Below are 18697 nucleotides of genomic sequence, written 5' to 3'. Positions count from 1 at the left end.
CTTAACCTCCCAGTGGTTGGCCGGCAGCGGCCATACAGTGGGCGTAGTACACCTGGCCAAGGGCAATACCTCCGTCATTTGGAGGTACCTGGCTGTGTGAGTGCACCGTAAAGTTGTACCGCTGAAGCAGAGAGGTAACCGTTTCTGTCAGCCGCTTGTTTTGGAAAACCCCACCCGACAAAAAAATTTGCGGCTCAGCAACTTCTCCAGCTACAGACAGGATCATCTGGGCCAAGGTATTGTGAAATGCCACTGCGCGCTGCGGTAAGGATCTTCCTTCATCATAAATTAACGCACTGACACTGGGTGCCCAGTCTAGTTGCCAGCGGTTGCCCCGTTTTTGCAGGTCAAATGGATAGGCATCCCGGCTTTGGATACCGCGAGCCGAGTGCTCCAATGCCTGTGCAGCCTGCCCTTCATAACTGGTATGGCTTCTGAGACCAAGCAGAGCGGCAACAGCATCAAATAAACGGCCGGCACTGCTACATTGTGGGCTGTTAATTTCCCCTTTCAACATAGTGACCAGGTTTTGCCGCTCACCGCGGGAAAAACAACGTTTGATTAAATCGTGCTGCAGGGCCACGAAGCCGGATATTTCGTACAATAGCCCGGCTGCGGACCGTCGTGGTTCACGTACGGCTTTCTCACCACCAGGCAAAGGAAAAGTCCGCAGGCTGGCAATATTTTTGACGTCAGAATCGCCATTCCAGTAAAGGAACTCGCCTCCGCGAACCACACCGTCAATATCATAACCAGTGCCATCCCAACAAATACCAAGTGCGGGGCCACTGTGGTTATGCTCTGCCATACAGGAGAAAAAGTGCGCAATATGATGTTGCACACCGAGTTTTGGGGTTGGCTTACTAAGCGCCCAGCGATGAGAGTTAAAGCCGGGGTGCAAGTCGTGAACCAGGGTATGTGGCTCGCACTGCTGAAAGGCAGTCAGATCCTCGATGGTTTTGTCGAAGCGCTCAACACTGGTGGCGTTCTCCAAGTCACCAATGTGTTGGCTGGAATAGATCCAACCGGAATGAGATAGGGCCACTGTATTTTTTTGATCTGCTCCCAACCCCAGATAAATGGCTGGGTGCTCAGTACTTTCCTGCGTAATTTGTGGGCGCATGAGTGGAAGAGGCGCAAAACCACGGGCTCGGCGCAGCATGACAGGACGATTATCAATCACCCTGAGTACGGAATCATCAAGGTGGCGCAAAATCCCGCGATTATGCATAAGGAAACAATCGGCAATTTTGCCAAGCCGGGTCAGTGCTTCATTATTTTCAGTACAGATTGGCTCATCGGCCAGATTTCCACTGGTAGCAACCAGCGGTGCACCATATGTCTGGACCAAGAGCTGATGCAAAGGCGAAGCAGGAAGCATCACCCCCAATTCTGGGGAATCAGGAGCTACCAGGTTATGTATTCGCTGCCCGGCATCAGCTTTTGCCGCTAGTAGAACAATCGGCCTTTCGGGAGACGTAAGTAAGTCGGCTTCCACTTTGGAAACCTCGCAATCCCGGTGTACGGCTTCCAGTGAAGGATATAAAAGCGCAAAGGGTTTGTGTGGACGCTGTTTCCTTTTACGCAGCTTCTCCAGTGCTGCGCCATCAGCTGCATCTACAAGCAATTGGAAGCCACCAACACCTTTTAACGCAACGATCTGTCCGCTGGATATCTCCGTCACGGCTCGTTCCAGAGCGTGCTCATTTGGAGCCAGCACTTTGCCTGTGCCATCAGATAATTCCAGTTGCGGGCCACATTCCGGGCAGGCATTGGGCTCAGCATGAAAACGGCGATCGGAAGGGTCTGTATATTCTTTGTGGCAACTGTGACAAAGGGGAAATGCAGACATGGTGGTATTGGCCCGATCATAGGGGAGCTTATCGATAATACTGAAGCGTGGGCCGCACAGGGTGCAGTTGATAAACGGATAGTTATAACGCCGGTCGTTGGGGTTTGCCAATTCGGCCAGGCAGTGATTGCACGGCGCTAGATCCGGAAGGATAAGGGTGGACTTTTCTGCATGCTTTGCACTTGCACGTATCTCAAACCCGCTGTCCCCTTTTATAGGAACGAGTTTGGTGAGGACACTAAGGATTTGACTGTGAGGTGGTTTTTCCTCCGGGACCCTGCGCAAAAAATCCGCTATATTCAGGGGATCGCCTTCTACCTCTAGCCGTACGCCACCACTATGGTTGACCACCCAACCATTGAGTTTACATTCCCTGGCCAAGCGATAGATAAATGGACGGAACCCAACCCCCTGCACCAAACCTGTAATTTCTACTTGCTGGCGTTCATTGTCCATCCTTGGCCTCGAACTGAAGATTCTCCAGGATAATGTCCTGGGCCTCGGCATGATGGATATCAGTGAGTACTTCAATTTCCAGGCGCAAACCTTCCAGGGCAGTACCGAAAATTTCCTGCTCGAAGTGCTCGCGAAGGTGTGTTGGTGAAATATGTGCCAGTGCCCCAAGGCGCAACTTAGCCCCAACGACCTTGCCATCTTCATCGGCGGAAAGCTGTTGAATCTTTTCGATCAAGTTCTTAATCAGTGATTGTTCGTGCATTGCTGACCTCCATTGTCAGCCTGTACAAGTTCAGTGATTTGTTGCTCCGCCAGAACTGCCCCCCTCTTTACTTCAGCCGAGAGGCGATTACCGCAGGTAAAGTTCTCTGCGCATATAGCGAAAATCTCCAGCCGTCGGGGCAGTAACCGCACATTCTTTCCCAGCTCTATGGCCTCTTTCAGGTTGAAGCCATGACTGGAGGTATTGCACAAGCTGGGGGCCAGCAAGTCTGCCAATCCATTGGCACGGATTAAATCTCCCTGCTTCCGCCCACTCACTTGAACCGCATCTACCAGACAAACCCGGCGATCTTTCCACTGCCCCAGTAGACCAACCATATCCCCGCCGCTTTCATAGAAATCTGCAGCATGGCCTAGGGATGCTTTTAACTTTTGAAGTAAAAAGGGCCCTACTCCATCATCACTGCGAAAGCGATTGCCCAGGCTGATGAGTAACCAGCGTTCAGAGACTTCCTGGTTGGTCATGTTGCAAATGTAGCTGCAGGAAGTGGGTTGAGCAGGAAATACAGGGGTCATAGTTACGAATGGCGCGCTCACATAAACCTTGTAACTGGTCCTCGGGCAAGTGCATAAACTTTGGCAGCATCAGGCGCAGGTCTTGCTCGATTGTTTTCTGGTTTTGTGAAGTGGGAGCAACAATTTTTGCGTGGGTTATCTTGCCCTGTGCGTTGATGCCGTAGCGGTGGTACAAAAGTCCACGTGGAGCTTCGGTAGCGGCGCAGCCACTGGCCTTCCGTGGTTTGACGGTGAGGTAGGGATGGGCTAGAGGCTGGTAATTCTCGATAATCCGCAGTGCCTCATCGAAGGCATAAAGCACTTCCAGGCAACGCACCACAATGCTCTTGAATGGGTTGGTGCAGGGCGGCCTAAAATCCAGCTCTTCTGCCACTTGCTTGACCCTCGAAGAGAGGCGGGAATAGTTAAGGTTGAAGCGCGCCATTGGCCCGACCAGGTAGGCGCCGCGTTCGATCAGAATACTGTGAAGAGCGGTGCTGTGCGGTACCTGCTCTTCACGAAAATATTGCTCATAGTCACCTGCTGAAATATCCAGTCCTCTACTCGATTGAATGCGACCTTCATTCATCGGGTATTCGTCTGGATTGACTAAGGAAACAAACTCAAACTCCTGGTTGTTTTCCGGGAATGGCAATCTAGCTGACCATCGACACATTTGCTCGGCTAAATCACGAGCGGCCAATAGCTGCTCGCGCAAGCTCTCGAATTGCTCCGGAATAGGTGTTCGATAGAAGCCTCCAACCCGGACATTGATCGGGTGGACCTCCCGCCCTCCAAGCAGTCGCAGCAGCGCATTGCCTGCTTTCTTTATCTCGAGAGCTTGGCGGACTATCTCCGGGTGATCCTTGGCCATAGCTACAGCACTGGGGTAACCGAGGAAGTCTGGCGCATGCAGCATACTGACATGCAACATGTGGCTCTCAATCCATTCCCCGCAGTAGAGCAACCGGCGCAGGGTCCTTAGCTCTGGCGTGGGCACCAAGTCCAGAGCATCTTCCATAGCATGTAGGGCACTCATCTGGTAGGCCACTGGGCAGATGCCACATATGCGGGCAGTAATGTCGGGAGCCTCAGTGTAATCACGTCCGCGCAAGAAGGCTTCAAAAAAACGCGGAGGCTCAAAGATCTTCAGCTGAACATCGTGCACTTGATCATCATCGTATCGAATAAAGAGCGCCCCCTCGCCTTCAACCCGCGCAAGATAATCAACTTTGATGGTTTTGCCTTTACCCGACACTCTTCATAAACTCCTTTAAGTAGTACGTTTTTTATTCACTTCCAGAATTTCACCTATTTTCTTAAAAGAACCTGCTAATGCATTGTAATTTCTAATATTTTCAATAATTGTTGCTTTGTCTGTACCCAGTTTTTCTGCCCACCAGTGGCAAAGAGATTCTCCATTAGGGTTTTCCTTTGGGCCATAGCAGGCATAGCAGCCACGGTTATAGCTTGGACATAGCGCGCCACAACCTGCATGGGTGATTGGCCCCATACAGGGGGTACCGTGAGCCACCCAGACACAGACATTGCCTTTCAACTTGCACTCAATACAAACGGAGTGTGCAGAAACCTGCGGTGCCCGTTGATTCAAAAATGCACTGATTACTTCCAACAATTGGAGCTTGTTGATTGGGCAACCCTGTAACTCAAAGTCCACCGGAACATGCGCAGAGACAGGTGTGGAATCTTTCAGGGTTGCTATGTAATCAGGCCGGGCATACACAACGGATGTAAATTCAGTGACATCGGCAAAATTGCGCAGAGACTGGATGCCCCCAGCTGTGGCACAGGCGCCAATAGAAACCAGGAACCTGGATTGCTTTCTAACCTTCTGAATCCTTTGTACATCATCAGGTGTGGTGATTGAGCCCTCCACCAGGGAAATATCATAGGGTCCCTCTTCCACCTTGCTGGACGCTTCCAGGAAGTAGGCAATCTCCACTTCCTCAGCAAGCAATAGGAGTTCGTCTTCACAGTCAAGCAGACTCAGTTGGCAGCCGTCGCAGGAAGTAAACTTCCATACCGCCAGCTTGGGTTTCCCCTTTTCGGTTGCTATAAGCCGTGGATCTGGAACCATGCGCGGATATCCTGGTAGCAGAATACGGGGCCGTCCTTACAGATAAAGTTTGGCCCCCATTGGCAGTGTCCGCAGAGACCAATGGCGCATTTCATATTACGCTCCATAGAAAGGTAGATAGCAGATTCAGGAACCCCTTTGCGCAGCAGCACCTGAATGCAAAAGCGCATCATAATTTCCGGCCCACACAGGAAAGCGACCGTATTGGCGCCGTCGATATCAGAAGCCTGTAGAGGATCAGTAATGACGCCAATATGCCCAGGCCAGGCGTTGTCGCCGTGATCAACAGACATCACCACATCCAGCTTTGCTATCCAGTGTGGAATTTCATCTCCATAAAGAAGCTCTGTTGGGCGACGTGCACCGTAGAAAAGCCGGGCCCGACTGGCCTTCAGTTTCCCTTGCCAAGCCCTGTAAACGACAGGTCGCAAAGGTGCCAGGCCCAGGCCACCTGCTATAAGCAGCAGCTCCTTGCCCTCAATGCCCTGTAGTGGCCAACCTCTTCCAAACGGGCCGCGAACTCCCAGTGAATCCCCTTTCTTTAATCGCTCCAGTGCTCGAGTCACAGTCCCTTGTGCCCGAATGGTATGAACCAACAGACCCTCCTCCACTTCCAGACCACTGAATGAAATAGCAGATTCACCAGTACCAAAGGCATAGAGCATATTGAACTGGCCTGGCCCATAGACCATGGGGGGTGATGCCGGACTTTCTAGATGCAAGGTGAAGGTTCCCGGGTACTCTTCCTGCCTGTGAATCACCTTGTAGACTTCGGGGATCACGGAGTCTTACCCGGCTCAGGTGGGGTGGAGCCATAGATATCGAGTAATTGAATACGAGCGGACTGCAATCGCTCGGTTGCAATCCGGGCAAAGCGCTTCATCAATTCGAAGCCGAGACGAGGTTCTGTTTCGCACTTTTCCCGCAAGCAGGCGCCACCGAGGCGTATGCTGCGAACTTCCTCCAGAGCACGTGCATCGAAGGCTGAAATGTAAGGTGGAAAGAGCCAGGACCAGCCGAAAATATCGCCGCCGTGTAGGGTCAGCAGGCATAAGGCGCCGCGGTTAGGCACAAAGGTTTCTACCGCCACCCGCCCACTGCGGATCAGAAAGAAATGATTGGCCGGCGTATCCTCCTTAGCGAGATGTTCTCCCTCGTGGTAGACGCAGTTTTCCGCACATGAGGCAAGAAACTGCAGATCGCTTTCTGGCAAACCATGAAAGAAAGGGTGCTCATGCAGCAGGTTGGCAATAGTCTTCATGGCTGTTCCAGGTTGCGAATAGTCCTGACTTCCTCTGTCAGGTCGATACCCACCGGACACCAGGTGATACAGCGGCCGCAGCCTACACACCCAGAGCTATCAAACTGGTCATGCCAGGTAGCAAGCTTATGTGTCATCCACTGCCGATAGCGTGAGCGCGTGTCTGCGCGCACCGAGCCCCCGGTGATATGGCTGAAGTCCGACGTAAAGCATGAGTCCCAGCGCTCCCAGCGCTCGGCATTTTCTCCGCTGAGGTCTGTAGTATCTTCAACGGTAGAACAGAAACAGGTAGGGCAGGCCATGGTGCAGTTGGCACAGGATAAACACCGTTCTGCCACTTTATCCCAACTGGGGCTCTCAAAATTGCGGTACAGTAACTCCTTTAGATCAGAGCTATCGAAGTGACGCGGTCCCTGTCGCATTTGAGTTTCAGCGCTTTCTATGCCCTTCTGTGCCTGCTGCTTCTCCTCTACCGTGGAGGGCTTGAGTGGTAACTGCGCCAGGATCTGCGCTCCTAACTCGGTACCGCTTTCAATCAAAAAGAAGTGGCGCTTACCATCCAATACTTCTGTCATCGTTAGATCACTGGTAAGAGTCACGGCAGGACCTGTTTGCATAGCCGTGCAAAAGCATGTGGGAGCCGCAGTGGTACAGTTTACTGCTACGGTAAATAGCCCTTTTCTTCTGTCTCGATAATTACTGTTGGGGTAGTCACTCTCTATCAGGACACGATCTTGGATAGCAATGGCATGTAGCTCGCAGCTACGCACACCGAGGAATGCCAGCTTGGGGACGTCCTCCTTGATTTCGATAATTTGAACTTCTTGTTCCTGACGAGAGGATTTCCAAATGGGTCGATGAGGTAATTGCAGGTATTTTTTCCACGAGTGGGGCCCCACGACATAGCCAAAGTAGGCATTGTCCGTACGGCGCTTTACCCGGTAATGCCCCCCTTCTTGTTCATCAGTCCAACCTTGGGGTAGATCGGCCGACGAGAGAATCTTGCCATAAGTGATGGCCTTATCGACCAATGTAGGACCATACACCTCATATCCATGCTCAAGGATCGCTTGAATTAAGTCATCCAGGTCGGCAGCTTGTAACAGGTGTTCATAGCTATCCATATTTGCTGAATCAATTTGGCCCAGGTTAGCCATGCTGCCAACTCTCATCTTACTCACCACTGAAGCGAATAGCGCTTAGGCTTGCAATTGAGAGTAGATTGATAAGGAACTCAGCTGAACAGCTAATTAGGCGGAGAATGCTTTCAAATCTTTGTCGTTAAAGTTGAAGTGGAGTCACCTCTACAGCATTTCATCCTTAGAGAGTTCCTACTGCTTGTCTGGCTTTCTAGGTAAAATAGAGGTGACACTGGAAGTATAGCGCTGGGTTGCGGAAGTTATCTTTAGGAAGAAGGTCTCAAAAAGCTGGGAATAAAGTTTAAACATATAGGGGTAACCAGCTTAGTAAGAAATTCCTATATTTCTATTGTTCATAGTTAACTAAATAATACTGCTATTGCGAAACTACGATGATATTTCCCGTTCCATCCTGAGTAGTGTAAACAGTATTACCATTAGTAGCCTGGTTGATATTTAATGCATTCGATGCGCCAGCCTGAATGGCCACTACAACATTCGATGCTCCAAGCTGGTTAATTGTTGCCGTATTTAGCGAACCGGTTTGGTTGGCTACGACAGAATGAGAACTCCCTACCTGGGTGATAGACAAGGAATTATTTGCACCTTCTTGGCTCAAATAAGCTTGAATGTAGGAACCTGTTTGTAAGAGTGAGACAACATTTGTATCACCAGCTTGATTAATCTCAGCAATACCGTTGGAAAGTAGTTCCTGCTCGATTATCGCGGTGTTTGATTGTCCGGTTTGTGTCGTTGAGGCAACGCTGTTAGAAATAGACCTTTGTGACGTTGTTGCGTTATTGCTGTCTCCATCCTGGCTAATTGACAACGTATTCGCTAGACCCAAGGTTTGCAGAAACTCTGCTGAATTGGAGTTACCTTTTTGAGAGACCGCCACTTTACTGGAGCTTTCTTTTATCTGGCCTCCTTCTGCACTATTGTTATTCCCATGCTGATTAAATACGATCGTATTGTTTGTTGTCGTTTTCTGAACAACTGAAACCAGGTTCGAGGATTCCTTTTGACTGATTAGTAGACTGTCATTATTTGAATTTACCTGCGAGCTATAAGATTGGTTTCCACTTCCCTCCTGTAAAAAAGTTATTGAGCTGGATACAGTATTATTTTGTAGCGTTTCTGCCAGATTGTCGTCACCAACTTGATGAATTTTAACTGAAGCTTCATTACTACTGTTTTGCTCAATGACTGGAATCAAATTACCAGTTCCGCTCTGTGTAGTGGAAATTGTATTATTTAAGCTGTTATTCACTTGATAAGTGGTAACAGAGTTACTGGTCCCGTTTTGGATTAATGTACTGATATTTCCATTTGTATTTGCGCCCGTTTGAATAGAGCTTGCAATATTCTCCCATCCGGTTTGATACAGATCTACCGAATTGTTAGCGGCAAAAACATTTCCATTGAACATAAGTGCGGCTATAGTCAGGAATTGAGCGTGAGATTTCATATTAACGACCTTTGTATAAAAGGGCTTTGTTTGTTCTGGCATGCTTAAAGCAAGTTCTAAAATCTGAAATGCAGCCGAATGGGTAATCGGGCGGGAAATACTTTGTAAATTTCCTTAAGATCGATCAGGAACTTCCATGCCGATTGACGCATAATGGCATTAATTCGTTAGGTATGGAGACAATAAATAAAGATTAGTGCCAGTGGCGCTTGTATGCTGTAGGAAGAAAATCCTATTTACATGAGAAGAAAGTTTGGAAATAAGAAATGACTGATAGGCCGCCCTGGATCCTGTATTGAGCTGGATTGTAGCGCCACTCTCCCTTAGTATTGGGTCAATCAAGGAGGTGGAGGTCCTATTTAATACTGGGCTTAATCAGGAAAAATCAGGGTTCTATTTGAATAGACACCTGGATTATCTTCCTTGTTCAAAATAGGGGTCAGGAGATATAACTTTGAAACAGAGCAGCGATGATATCGCTTATACATCGACGCCCCCATTGGCTAAAGGGTGGCTGCGCTGGTTGTGGGGTGCCCTAGCCTGTTTCTTTTTGATAGTGGGGATAATTGGGGTTATATTGCCGGGCTTGCCTGCAGCCGTTTTTATTGTTCTAAGTGCCTGGGCAGCTTCACGTAGCTCAGAGCGTTTGCATCAATGGATTGAGGATCACCATCTATTTGGGAACCTGATAAAAACCTGGCGGAGCGGCCATATCAGTCGTAGAACCAAGTGGCTGGCAACATTAACAATGCTATTGTCCATGGCCGTTGCCCTTCATCATTTCAGTAATCTCTACTTATTAATCTTTATCGTGGGTGGCATTGGTTGCGCAATGCTTTGGATATGGACGAGGCCTGAACCCAAAAAGTGAACAAGCATTATTCAGTGGCCTTTATAGTTTTTGGTTTCCTAACTTGTAAATGGGATATTTGTACCGAATAGATTGTGACACCTGACTCTTTATGACAAATAAAATCTTCAACTTATTACCATTAGGCGACTACCCCAAAGTAGGTATTTACCTCGTCAAAAACCACTTCAAACAGTATGAATTTGAATAAAAACAACAAAGTTAAAGATTAATGTCTCAATGTGGTTAAATTGGTGTTGTAAGCGGTTGACATTGACGTTGAGAGGAATATCCTCTGCGCCCTTCTGTTGATTGGGACGCCTGGTGTGCCCCGGCGCTCTTTATAATGGAAAAGCATCGAGAAGATCTGGCTACAAGAGCAATTTAATAAACTTTGCTCACTAGGCAATAACAACAAGGATGTTTTATGCAGGATGTGTATCAGGCAACGGAAAATACTCTGAGTGATGAAACATATATCTATAAATCCAGTTTCACCTGGAAGATATTGTTTTTTTTGCTGCTACCTATTGAAATCTTGTCTCAATATGAAGCATTCGTACTGAATGAATACAATCAATCGGTTTGGTGGTTGATTGCCAGCTTCATTATCTATAGCACCTATTTTGTTGGCTTTTATGGTTTGGCCTTTGCAAGGCGAATCGCCACACCGAGATTTTGGGGGTTCTTTCTGCCACTCATAATGGTGACAGATATTTATGAAATAGGGACGGTAGTTGCCACTATGAATATGGCAGTGTTGAGAAACCAGTTAATCCTGTTGTGTATTTCCCCAATTGTACTTTTTTTGTGGTTTATTATTTTTAGGTATCGCAAAGTCCTACGATACATGAAGTAAAAGCCAGCGCGTATAGTCACAAATGTCTTAGTGATTACATGGCTGGCTATTATTCAATAATAGAAACGTGGCACAAAGCTATTGCAAGTGCGTTCCCATATTGCCGGTGCCAAGTTGAGTAACGCTGATTGATTCATTTGTACCAGATTGCACGGCTGTTTCCATATTGGATGTGCCAATTTGTGTAACTATAAGACTGCTGCTAACAGTACCATTCTGGGAAAGGCTGACATCATTGAGTTCACCAATCTGATTTGCGATTAGCACACTAAAAAAGACAGAATCTGATATGCCTTGATCCACGTCTGCTGTATTTGAGGTTCCAGTTTGAGCCAAGGACGCAAAACTAGAAAGGGTTGTTAATGGCACATTTTCATTGCCCTGATCCAGGTCGGCAAAGTTAGAGGTCCCAGATTGAATAATCTGGCTTGTCGAGGAAGTTGTTGCCTCCTGGTCTACGCGTCCAGTGTTTGAATCTCCAGTTTGCACCACTACCGCCACACTGGAAACTACGGCACCCTGATCGCCCTCCTGTTCTATATCCCCAAAGTTTGATGTGCCATTCTGGTCAATGATTGCAATACTGGAAGTAACGATTTCATCCTGTTCCATGGAAGCACTGTTTGAGCTACCGACCTGGGATACTGATGCCAGGCTTGTGGTTACATCCCTGTCCTGGTCAAAATTTACAAAGTTTGAATCACCGATTTGATTCACAATAGAGATACTACTATCCACCCTTTGAAGCTGGTCTAGAAATATGTCGTTGGAATTGCCTTGCTGATTGATAAGGATAATGCCTCCGTTTATATCGTCATTTTGATTTACGACTGCACTATTCATTTCGCCACCTTGGATAATTGTGGCTGAGCTCAACGTGGCATCAGCTTGCAAAAAATCCAGGATATTGTTGTTTCCAGCCTGAGTGGCAATTACTGTACTGGTAGTTGTGCCATCTTGCTGAGTAGACACTACTGTATTCAGTGAGCCAATCTGGGTTAGGAAGGCAGAACTTCCGTTAGTATTAGTTGTTTGGGTTGCGGTAGAGGTATTGCTATTACCAATTTGGGTTTGAACAATCAGGCTATTGCTGACAGTAGGATCACTTTGATCGGGAGTTGCGGTATTTCCATTACCTATCTGGTTAATAATGGAAGTGTTGGCGACTGCAATATTGCCAACAGCGAATAGTACTGTGGCTGCGATCGGTCTTAACGTCTTCATAGTAACTCCTTTTACAATATTTTGACGCTAATAAAGGGGATACCAATCAAAAGGGGTGGACTGACCGGTGAATTGGGGCTGGTGGTAACTCCAGATTCTGAATTCAATCAGGAATAGAGCTTTCAATGGATGGGTGGCTCCCGTAACTGCTAACTTCTTGAGGCATTAGATTTGCTCAAAGCCGCACGTACAGCAGAACCATTGCGAATTTGTTTATAAATCGTGCAGTAAGCCTGGACGATCTCACCTCTCCCGACCATAGGAAAGAAGGACCGTTTTACTGAGAAAAAAGCCTGGAGTTTGGCAGTTAACCCCCTTGGACACAGCTTGACTCTAAACCCTCTCCAAATAGCTATGCGCATGTGGTGAACGGATGGTGATTGGTGGGTCAGCCGAGGGATTTGTCCATCCAATCAACTTGCTGTATAACCATACAGTTTTTTGGTTGCCCATATCCCGATGACTGTCGCCGCAGAGCTTCCTGCTGATTACTACTTGACCAACTTCTTAACCTTGATGAAGTTTGTCACAGCCCGTTATAAATCATTGCTGTCAGCAGAAGAGGATCAATTTTACGAGCGCTTTATGTCACTTGGCATCAATGGCCAAAAACTATATGTAAGACTTTTGCCTCGCAAAGGTGCCCCCTCATCAGCTGGGGCCTTGTTCCGTCTCAGTAAACTGCAATATGCAGAAATAGAAGATCTGGAGCATGCATGTCGGGAACTGGAGGTAAGTGGATTATTGCGACTAAACCCTCAGATATCTAACCAGGAGTTGTTACCTCTTTTCACCAAGCCTGAACTATTCAGAGCGAGTAACAAGCCTCTACCAAAAGCACTTAAGCGAGCTGACCTGATAGCTGCCCTCATGGAACAGGGCGTGGATTCTGGCCTACATAAATTATTGGCCGCTGATACTCTATTAGCTGTTCAGCACGCCAGTTGCTTCGAAACCTTCAAGCTTTGCTTCTTTGGCAATCTTAACCAGGACCTGACAGATTATGTTCTGCGGGATCTGGGGCTTTTCCGTTACGAAGATTATCCATTGGATCGACAAAATCTGCCTTTCCAGAACCGGGAACAGATAGATCAGCACTTGAACTATTACCATTGTCTGGATCTGGCCGAACAGGCGTTGACAGGCGAGACATCTGATATCCTCACCCTGGCAGAGCAGCTGCCATCAGGAATAACGGGGGATGCAGCGCTTCACCGGCGCCTGGATCGCCTGCGTTTAAAACTGGCCCGTCAGCTAGAGCGTATGGGTGAACTAGCGGCAGCAGATCGGCTATACAAAATGTGCCAACGGCCACCGGCTAGAGAGAGGCGCGCACGTATTGCAATTAAGAATGGTGATACTGGCAAAGGGCTTGGACTTTGTCAGCAGATTCTTGAAGCGCCTCTGGATGAAGCAGAAAAAATATTTGCCGAGAGTTTTGGCCACCGTACAGCCAAAGACCTGGATTGCGCTAAAGAATGGCCAGCGCCGAAGCGCTATCGCCCTCCTACGGAAACGATAGTCCTGCCCCAGAGTCCTGAGCGAGTTGAGATTCAGGTTGCCTTACATCTGGAACAGTTGTCAGAGGGCAATTGTTACTATGTTGAGAACTGCTTGCTAAACGGCATTCTTGGTCTCTATATCTGGGACATCTTGTTTGCATCGATACCAGGGGCTTTCTTTAACCCCTTCCAGTCTGCTCCCAGTGACTTCAGGACAGCTGACTTCTATCTTTCCCGCCGTACCCTACTTGATCAGAGGTTGGCTGAACTAGATAAAGATACCCTGCGAGAGAGGGTATGGTGTAGCTATCGCGATAAGTGGGGGATTTCCAATCCGCTGGTTGCCTGGGATGCTCTGCCCAAGGAATTAGTAACTACCGCAATGGAAAGAATACCAACCTCCCATTGGCGCTCCCTCTTCCAACGGATACTGAGTGATATTGCCCATCACCGCAACGGACTGCCGGATCTTATCCTGTTTCCTGCAGCTGGGGACTACGAACTGATAGAAGTGAAAGGGCCCGGAGATCGGCTGCAACAAAACCAGCAACGCTGGCTTACATTTTTTGCCAGCCAGCGGGTGCCCCATAGGGTAATTCACGTGGAGTGGCAATAGTCTTGAATGAAGCGGCCACAGAACTCCACTCAACGACAACCATTAGTGCTACTAAACAGGCCTCGTTCCTGCGCCTTTCGGTTGGTGAGCTGGTCGCATTTTCCTGTCGTAGCGGCGACCTGATTAATGACGCAGGTTCCGGCCCCTCCGCCCAAGAGGGCATTCGCACACACCAGAAACTGCAAAAGAAGCGCCCCAAAGGCAGTGAAGCTGAATATCCATTGCAAGTTCAAGTACGATGTGAAGGCTATGATGTGGTTCTTACTGGCAGGGTGGATATCTTTCACCCGCAGGCAGATCTGCATACCCCTGTACAGATCGATGAGATCAAAACCACTTACTGCCCTCCTTCCAAATTACCAGAGGCTATTCGGCAGTTGCAGTGGGCTCAGCTAAAAGTCTACGGATTCTGTTACCTGTTCCAGCAAAGGCATGGGCAAGGAGGCACCGGTGAGGGCAGCGATCGTGTGGCACTGCAAATGCTCTGGTACAACCTTAAAGAGAAGAAGCCTTACCCGGAATTGCAGGAGTTCAACTGGGAAGCACTGGAGAGTTTCACCCTCGCTGCGCTTGCAGATTATATCCAATGGCACAAGAGCTGGCAGGAACATCGTCAACAGGTGGCTACCAGTGCCCAAGCCCTGGCATTCCCCTTTCCCAAGTATCGGCCAGGCCAACGTCAGCTAGCCGTAGCCACCTATCGTTGTTTGAGAGATGGTGGCGAGTTGGTCGCAGAGGCGCCCACGGGAATCGGTAAAACCATCAGTACCCTATTCCCTGCCATCAAGGCCCTGGGAGAAAAGCAGCTAGACCAGCTGGTTTACCTTACTGCAAAAAACTCAGGGCGGCAGGTGGTCAGGGAAACCGTAGAGAGCCTACATAAGCGTGGCCTAGAGTTATCCCTGCTGGAAATACAGGCCAGGGATAAAACCTGTGCCTGTAGTCTTGGTATGTGTAGCCGCGACCAGGAGGGTGTTTGCCCACGCACAATAGGTTTTTTTGACCGATTGCCGGCTGCGCGCAAGAAACTTCTAGGCTCACCTCTTCTCTCTCCGCAAGTGCTGGCAAAAGTCGCAGAAGAAATGCAGCTGTGCCCCTTCGAGCTGTCCCTGCAAATGCTGCCTTGGGCAGACCTCATAGTATGCGATTTCAACTATGTATTTGATCCCCTAGTGCGACTGACGGCTCTACAGGAGCAGAGCCAGCGCCGTGCGCTACTTGTGGATGAAGCCCACAATCTCAGTGACCGCGCCTGTGATATGTACAGTGTGACCCTGAGCCGCAAGGAAACCCGCCGTGCCGCGGCAAGCTGTAAAGGAAGTCACCCCAAGCTGCAGCGCAGCATCCAGGCACTGGTGAGGGCGATTGACCGGTGGGTTAAACAGCTTAGAGATCCTGAAGCCACCAGCAAAAGCCACGCTCAATTAAACAAATCAGGCTCCGAAGTGTGGGTGACTTCTCTCACATCGCCAGAAAACCAGCCGGTGACCGTTTCCAGGGCAGCCCATAAAGTGCTCTTAACAGTCAGTGAGCTATGGGAGAGCTCTCAATCGCCGCCAGAGGAAATTAGCGAATGGCTAAAGTCCATTTACCGCTATGTATGTATTGAGCAAGACTTATCTGAACAACATCAAGCTCTCACTCGGGTATTTGACGCGGGCACGCCCTGGCAGGAGCAGCAGTTCAAGCTGCTTTGTTTGAATGCCGCTGGATATATCCAGCAAACTATTCGCCAGTTTCATGGAGCTATCTTATTTTCTGCCACCTTGCGCCCGGCAAATTATATCTTTCAGCAACTGGGGGTGAACAGCTCGGCTCCATACATGAAGCTACCCTCTCCCTTTCTTCCATCACAGCAAGGCGTCTTCCTCTGTCCATATGTTGATACCCGCTATAAATCACGTAATCAGGCTACAGAAAACTTGGTAGAGATCATCGCTCGTACTTACCAGGGCCATCCAGGTAACTATCTGGTGTTTTTCCCCTCGTATCGATTCCTCCAACAAGTGGCAGTCGCATTTGAGCAAAGCTTTCCTGAAGTGGATTTATTGCAGCAGGAACCTGGGGCCAGTGAAAGCCAGCGCGCAGCATTCCTGGCAGCCTTCACTGAAGGTTCCCGTACTTTGGGCTTTGCAATTATGGGGGGAGTTTTTGGAGAAGGCGTAGACTATGTGGGTAATAAACTGATCGGTACCATCATTGTGGGTACCGGCCTGCCACAAGTTAATGAAGAGCAGGAGTTGATCCGCAAGGGTTTTGATAATGGAACCCCAACCACGGTGGGTGCTGGTTTTGATATTGCCTACCGCTATCCAGGGTTAACCAGGGTTTTGCAAACAGCAGGGCGAGTAATTCGCTCAGAATCGGATCGTGGAGTGATTGTCCTGGCTGATTATCGCTTCACTGACAGGTTTTATCAGTCACTTTATCCGGAACACTGGAATCTCGAAATATGCAGTAACGGTACAGCACTTTCGAAAAGTCTGGAGGCTTTTTGGCATAGCTGGCTGAAATAGGCAGTTTCACGAAAAAACTGGGGCAAGTAAAACCTTGCCCCAGCCGATCAGGACTAGTTCACACTTTTTGAGTGGTAAACAATCGCTTGCCAGACGTTCTGCTGCCCGCCGATGTAGTTCTCAAAGGTGGGGTTCTTGATATAGTTCCAGGCAACTTTACCGTTACCCAGATACATTGGCTCATCCAGTCCGCCCCACCCGTAATCGGTGAGTTTTACCGGCCCCTCGAGCACATTCAAATCCGCATCAATCTCCATCACATAGTAGGCTTTAGGTACCAGCATACGCATGGCCTCGCCTTTCTTGTTATAGCTACGATTGTATGGGAGGTTATCGGAAATACACTGGAATTGTGCATAGCCAAACAGGTAGCGTCCATTCTTCAGGTCGACCAGTTGCGGGTCGCTAATCTGGCAATCTGAGTCTTCAGCCAGCCATTTGATACCAACCCCCTCAATATTGCCTTCCCAATCAACCTTGGCGATACCCACGCGAGTTAAGGAAGATTTATCCAGGGCGCCGCCAGAATAGAGTCCTTGCCTTGGTATCAGTGAATAGTCACCCTCATCATATTCGATTTCCTCGAGATACGAGAAGAAGCAATTCTTATTGGCCTTATCAGCACATTGATCATCAAAGGGACCATCTCCACTGGTATCAATACCGAGTGTATCCTGTAAGAACCTATCCATATCCTCATCTTCGATGTACTTCGGTGAAACGATAACAGATAAATTAGTATTAGCATCAACTGGGACTACTGTGTGCCCTCCCCCGTTGGAAATCATTGCACTTGTTGTAGGAACCACGTGATTGTAGGTTCCTTCAAGGACAGAGGAGCCATCATCTTCCATTTTGATGGCAATTGCATTCAAGCCAGGAGAGGGATGATATTTATTCCCATCACTGGTACAGAGCGCACCAAACATTTCGTTGCCAGGGTTATAGAAAGCCCGGATATTCAGTACATGACCATGTCCACATAGCCAATACCACCCCCTACGCTCGTCCCCCGTCATGGTCATTGACCAGTCATCCCGGTCGATCACTGTAAGTCCCGCAGAATAGTGAGAACCGCTAACCAGTACTCGAGCAGTCACGGAAAATGCATAACTGGTTCGTCCCTTACTGTCATCCTCAACATATAATAGTTCTTGGGTGCCAAGATGAGTGCCACCATGCATTTTATTAACGACGTAAGCATCAGGTACTTCGGACAAAGGCTTGTTATCCCACTCCATCAGCCAAATCTGATCGTTATACTTCTTCTCATTATCGGTACCTGCAACAGCGTCAAGATTGTCCTCAATCTTCATCCAGCCAATACCGTGCTCTTCAATTAGATCTTTCTTAACATCGTATCGCTCACTAGCCTTATATTCTGTGTTACACAAAACAGCAACCCTGGAGCAGTCTGCGCTAGCGGTTATACCGTGAGACTCATAACACTGTTTCAGAATCGTGGTATTGCCAGTTTGATCAAAACTTGAAGTTTCAGGGTTGTATTGGAGTTCATAGACGGAGCCATAGGTTGGATTTGAGGCACTTTGTCCTTCAGATAAGGTCGTGGATACAAACATCCTAGGCTTATCTGTATCAGTCGCGCAGGTCGCAGTGTAGCTACGAATAGGGATATCGATATTTTCTTCATCTTGCTCACTATCAGTTCGGCCAATATAGTGTGCAAGCTGGTAAACTTCCTGGGCGTTTACCATTGCATCAGGCAGGGTGATATCTGTAGCAGTTATTGTGGCAAACCCCAGATCGGAAGTAGAAACATCTCCGACCGTTACGGTTGAGGGATCATTATCTGGAGGCGGAGTGTTACTCCCAGTATCGCCGGACCCACTACCACCTCCCTGGTCTCCGCTACCCTGATCACCACCATTGTTGCTGCCACCATCCCCTACGGCTGGTGTCTCAGGTTCGGGGTCTGAAGAGCCCCCACCCCCTCCACCGCAAGCTGCCAACGCCGCGGTTAATGCCAGTACTAATAGTTTCTTGCTAAATAACTTGTCCATAAACGCCTGAGGTATCGTGTTTTTTTGATTTTGAAGTTAGGTGGAGATTAAGAGATTA

The 18697-nt window shown here is 48.6% G+C and carries 15 protein-coding genes; 4 read left to right on the top strand and 11 right to left on the bottom strand.

Going from position 1 to position 18697, the window contains the following annotated elements; translation table 11 throughout:
• Position 1: 1 nt before the first annotated feature.
• The 9 genes from hypF to ACJJIP_RS09715 form a co-directional block, all read right to left on the bottom strand.
• Entirely contained in the window at positions 2 to 2308 is a 2307-nt protein-coding gene (gene hypF, locus ACJJIP_RS09755; protein ID WP_444901577.1) for a carbamoyltransferase HypF, read from the bottom strand.
• The gene (locus tag ACJJIP_RS09750; protein ID WP_282953498.1) at positions 2298 to 2570 is read right to left on the bottom strand and encodes a hydrogenase/urease maturation nickel metallochaperone HypA; all 273 of its coding nucleotides are present in this window, start codon (positions 2568 to 2570) and stop codon (positions 2298 to 2300) included. The genes hypF and ACJJIP_RS09750 overlap by 11 nt, the downstream gene beginning before the upstream one ends.
• Complete coding sequence (locus tag ACJJIP_RS09745) at positions 2552 to 3055, bottom strand: hydrogenase maturation protease (RefSeq protein WP_444901576.1); 504 nt, start codon at positions 3053 to 3055, stop codon at positions 2552 to 2554. Before ACJJIP_RS09745 ends, ACJJIP_RS09750 begins: the two co-directional genes overlap by 19 nt.
• Positions 3033 to 4343: a Ni/Fe hydrogenase subunit alpha gene (locus tag ACJJIP_RS09740; RefSeq protein ID WP_444946780.1), complete on the bottom strand. Its 1311-nt coding sequence runs from the start codon at positions 4341 to 4343 to the stop codon at positions 3033 to 3035. The genes ACJJIP_RS09745 and ACJJIP_RS09740 overlap by 23 nt, the downstream gene beginning before the upstream one ends.
• Positions 4344 to 4358: 15 nt before the next feature.
• Positions 4359 to 5183, bottom strand: coding sequence for an NADH-quinone oxidoreductase subunit B family protein (locus tag ACJJIP_RS09735; protein ID WP_444946779.1), 825 nt, complete (start codon positions 5181 to 5183; stop codon positions 4359 to 4361).
• Positions 5159 to 5965, bottom strand: coding sequence for an FAD/NAD(P)-binding protein (locus ACJJIP_RS09730; RefSeq protein ID WP_444946778.1), 807 nt, complete (start codon positions 5963 to 5965; stop codon positions 5159 to 5161). The genes ACJJIP_RS09735 and ACJJIP_RS09730 overlap by 25 nt, the downstream gene beginning before the upstream one ends.
• Positions 5962 to 6444 (bottom strand): cyclic nucleotide-binding domain-containing protein, encoded by a 483-nt coding sequence (locus ACJJIP_RS09725; protein ID WP_444946777.1) that lies wholly within the window; start codon positions 6442 to 6444, stop codon positions 5962 to 5964. Before ACJJIP_RS09725 ends, ACJJIP_RS09730 begins: the two co-directional genes overlap by 4 nt.
• Entirely contained in the window at positions 6441 to 7616 is a 1176-nt protein-coding gene (locus ACJJIP_RS09720) for a 4Fe-4S dicluster domain-containing protein (RefSeq protein ID WP_444946776.1), read from the bottom strand. The genes ACJJIP_RS09725 and ACJJIP_RS09720 overlap by 4 nt, the downstream gene beginning before the upstream one ends.
• Before the next feature lie 343 nt (positions 7617 to 7959).
• Complete coding sequence (locus ACJJIP_RS09715) at positions 7960 to 9051, bottom strand: hypothetical protein (protein ID WP_444946775.1); 1092 nt, start codon at positions 9049 to 9051, stop codon at positions 7960 to 7962.
• Positions 9052 to 9505: 454 nt separating this feature from the next.
• On the opposite strand from ACJJIP_RS09715, the gene ACJJIP_RS09710 reads away from it, so the two are divergent.
• On the top strand, positions 9506 to 9922 hold the full coding sequence (locus ACJJIP_RS09710) for a YbaN family protein (RefSeq protein WP_020412792.1): 417 nt from the start codon (positions 9506 to 9508) through the stop codon (positions 9920 to 9922).
• Positions 9923 to 10328: 406 nt separating this feature from the next.
• The gene (locus ACJJIP_RS09705; protein WP_444946774.1) at positions 10329 to 10760 is read left to right on the top strand and encodes a hypothetical protein; all 432 of its coding nucleotides are present in this window, start codon (positions 10329 to 10331) and stop codon (positions 10758 to 10760) included.
• A gap of 78 nt (positions 10761 to 10838) precedes the next feature.
• Here the strand turns inward: ACJJIP_RS09705 and ACJJIP_RS09700 are convergent, their stop codons facing one another.
• Entirely contained in the window at positions 10839 to 11984 is a 1146-nt protein-coding gene (locus tag ACJJIP_RS09700) for a hypothetical protein (RefSeq protein WP_444946773.1), read from the bottom strand.
• A gap of 459 nt (positions 11985 to 12443) precedes the next feature.
• Here ACJJIP_RS09700 and ACJJIP_RS09695 point away from each other — a divergent pair, with 459 nt between their 5' ends.
• Complete coding sequence (locus tag ACJJIP_RS09695) at positions 12444 to 14102, top strand: VRR-NUC domain-containing protein (protein WP_444946772.1); 1659 nt, start codon at positions 12444 to 12446, stop codon at positions 14100 to 14102.
• Positions 14093 to 16618, top strand: a complete 2526-nt coding sequence (locus tag ACJJIP_RS09690; protein WP_444946771.1) for an ATP-dependent DNA helicase — start codon at positions 14093 to 14095, stop codon at positions 16616 to 16618. Before ACJJIP_RS09695 ends, ACJJIP_RS09690 begins: the two co-directional genes overlap by 10 nt.
• 53 nt (positions 16619 to 16671) lie before the next feature.
• Here ACJJIP_RS09690 and ACJJIP_RS09685 read toward each other — a convergent pair whose 3' ends face one another.
• Entirely contained in the window at positions 16672 to 18639 is a 1968-nt protein-coding gene (locus ACJJIP_RS09685; protein WP_444946770.1) for a hypothetical protein, read from the bottom strand.
• Positions 18640 to 18697 lie beyond the last annotated feature (58 nt).

The sequence above is a fragment of the Microbulbifer variabilis genome, assembly GCF_052467165.1.
Note: the sequence above shows the minus strand (reverse complement) of the source record. Positions and strands in the feature narration are given on the sequence as shown.